This window comes from Arthrobacter sp. P1_B4 (assembly GCF_056406555.1).
On record NZ_JBFTZW010000173.1, the window covers coordinates 1 to 2,632 of the forward strand.

Genomic DNA, 2,632 nt, shown 5'->3' on the forward strand with positions numbered 1-2,632 from the left:
GTTTTCCGGGTGCGCAGGGCTCATGGTGCAAGGCTATCGGGTGCATGGGGGTCAGCGGCCGATTTTGTCGAACTGCGGACGGCCCCGTATAGTCGTTATCTCGTCCGGCGTTGAGCCAGATGCGAGGGGGATCCACCACTGGGGTGGCCTCGATACGTYCGACCCGTATGTCCTCCACTGAGAAGTACTGCTAGATACTGAGAAGTTTGTGCCGATGGTTTGGTGCACCAAGAAGGCCCCGGACTCTGGATTCCAGAGTCCGGGGCCTTCTGCGTTCAGTGCTTGTGTACAGTTCCTGCGTACCGGCGCCGCCGCGTCGTGGCGGCCGTGGCGCTCAGGCCTCGGTCAGTTCGTCCTCGGGCTGGCGGACCAGGGTCAGGCGGTAGCCGACGTTGCGGACGGTGCTGATCAGGTTCTCGTGGTCGGCGCCCAGCTTGGCCCGCAGCCGCCGGACGTGGACATCCACGGTGCGCGTGCCGCCGTAGTAGTCGTAGCCCCAGACTTCGGTCAGCAGCTGCTGGCGGGTGAACACCCGGCCGGGGTGCTGGGCCAGGTATTTCAGCAGCTCAAATTCCTTGAAGGTCAGGTTGAGCGCGGCGCCGTTGACCCGTGCGGTGTAGCTGGCCTCGTCAATCACGACGCCGGCGGCCCGGATTTCGGTCGGCACGTCCTCCTTCTCCGGAACGGCGCGCGCGACGCCGAGCCGGATCCTGGCCTCGACTTCTGCCGGGCCCGCGGATTCCAGGAGGATGTCGTCCACGGCCCACGCCGAGGAGACCGCGGCCATGCCGCCCTCGGTGAGGATCAGCATCAACGGGGCGCTGAGGCCGGTGGCCTTGAGCAGCTGGGTGAGGGAACGTGCGCCGACCAGGTCCTTGCGGGCATCGAGCAGGACGATGTCGCAGGGGTCGGTCTCGAGCAGGGCAGTGGGCTCGGCCGGAAGGATATGCACCCGGTGGTTCAGCAGTTCCAGAGCAGGCAGGACGTCCACGGATGTTCCCGTGCTGTTCGTCAATAGCAGGATGTGCGACATTGTTCCTCCAAGGGGTGTCCGCGCATCGTTGGGCGTCTTGTTGCTGATGTTGAGTATACCTAAGGGCCCCATTCCGGCCATGGTCCCGTCACCTCCGGCGCCTCCTTTTGCGACACATACCGTTCACATAGGGCAGGATTGAACCGTCAGGGCCCGCGGCCCGTCGAAATTGAGCCGAGTCGAATTGGGGTCCGCAGTGAGCGAAGGTCTGGCCATGCTGGGTCTGCCGATGGCGAGCAGACAGTGAAGCCGTGGAGCGTCGGGATCATCGGCCTGGCCGGTCTCGCGGCGATTGTCGCCGGAGCCTATGCCTCGCCTGAGGTCCTCCTGGCCGTCGCGGCGCTCGCCGCCGCCGGCATCGGTATCGGCTGGCCCTACTTTCTCGGCATCCCCGCCAAGAAGACGCTCGCGGTCTTGATTGGCCTGCCCGGCGTCGGGTCGGCAGTGGCTGCGACCTATCTCCCGGCTCCGGGCTTCCTGGACTGGACGCCGTCGTTCTTGGCCGTCGGGGTCATGGCAATCTTCGTCATGCAGCTGATCCGGGGCACCGGTCAGGCCCAGCGCCTCGAATCCACCCTGGGCTCGTGCGCGGGTGTCCTGCTCTCCTGCCTCGGCGCCGGCTGGATTGCGAGTTCGCGCTTCAACGGGGTCCGCGAAATGATCCTCGTGGCGGCCATCAGTTCGGCGATCGCGCTGCTGGCGGGGCTGATCCGCTGGCCGGACCGGATCGTGGCGCCGCTGGGCATCGTGAGCGCCGGCCTTGCCGGGCCGCTCGCCGGCCTGGTGTTCTCCGACATTGCCGTGCTGCCGGCGGCCCTCGTCGGCGTCGTCGTGGGGGCGGTGCTGGTGAGTTTCCGCCGCCTCGTCATCCTCAACGGTGAGGGCCTAAATGTTTTGGCGGCCGTGGGCATGGGGCTCGGGCCGGTTTCTGCTGTCGGTTCACTGGCCTACTTCATAGACAAACTACTCATCTACTAAGCGTTAGGATGGCATCATGTCCGTACTTGCATATGAGATCTTTTTCCTTGTCCTGCTTGGCGTGGCCAGCCTGTCCATGGCGTGGTTTGCCGGCTTTGTCGTGTACCGCCTCTTCAAAGGCCAGAAGTAAGACGTTCCAGACCCCGTAGCTTCCAGAGGTAGATGCTGTGCCGATTGAAATCCCTACTGATCTGACCCCCGAAATCGTTCCGCTGTCCTGGCTCATTGGTGAGTGGGAGGGCAGCGGCCGGCTGGGGGCTGGAGACGAGGACTCCGAGCACTTCCTGCAACACGTCTCGTTTACGCACAACGGCCTGCCGTACCTGCAGTACCGTGCCGAGAGTTGGCTGACCGACGACGAGGGCACCAAACTGCGTCCCCTCACCGTCGAGACCGGCTTCTGGGCGCTGGAGCGTAAGCAGCGCGAGGAGGACGGCGGCCCCGGCCTGATCCCGGCGGACATCGTCCCGGTGCTCAAGAGCGCCGACGAGGTGGAGGCCCTGCGCAACAGCGACGGCGGCTTCGACATCTCGGTCTCCATCGCCCACCCCGGCGGGATCTCGGAGCTGTACTACGGCCAGATCAAGGGCCCCCAGATCCAGCTCAGCACCGACATGGTGA

Annotated in this window: 3 protein-coding genes; 2 read left to right on the top strand and 1 reads right to left on the bottom strand. The window is 65.2% G+C overall.

The features are described 5' to 3' along the window. Nucleotides 1–334: 334 nt before the first annotated feature. On the bottom strand, nt 335–1,033 hold the full coding sequence (locus AC1D1W_RS20435) for a winged helix-turn-helix transcriptional regulator (RefSeq protein ID WP_028276526.1): 699 nt from the start codon (nt 1,031–1,033) through the stop codon (nt 335–337). A gap of 243 nt (nt 1,034–1,276) precedes the next feature. Here AC1D1W_RS20435 and AC1D1W_RS20440 point away from each other — a divergent pair, with 243 nt between their 5' ends. After that, the gene (locus AC1D1W_RS20440; RefSeq protein ID WP_223913795.1) at nt 1,277–2,011 is read left to right on the top strand and encodes a permease; all 735 of its coding nucleotides are present in this window, start codon (nt 1,277–1,279) and stop codon (nt 2,009–2,011) included. A 167-nt stretch (nt 2,012–2,178) separates the two neighbouring features. Beyond that, a partial coding sequence (locus AC1D1W_RS20445) for a nitrobindin family protein (protein WP_476944669.1) occupies nt 2,179–2,632 on the top strand: 454 nt, incomplete at its 3' end.

Coding starts and splice junctions, on each gene's coding strand:
- AC1D1W_RS20435 (WP_028276526.1), bottom strand. CDS start 1,033: ATGTCGCACATCCTGCTATTGACGAACAGCACGGGAACATCCGTGGAC.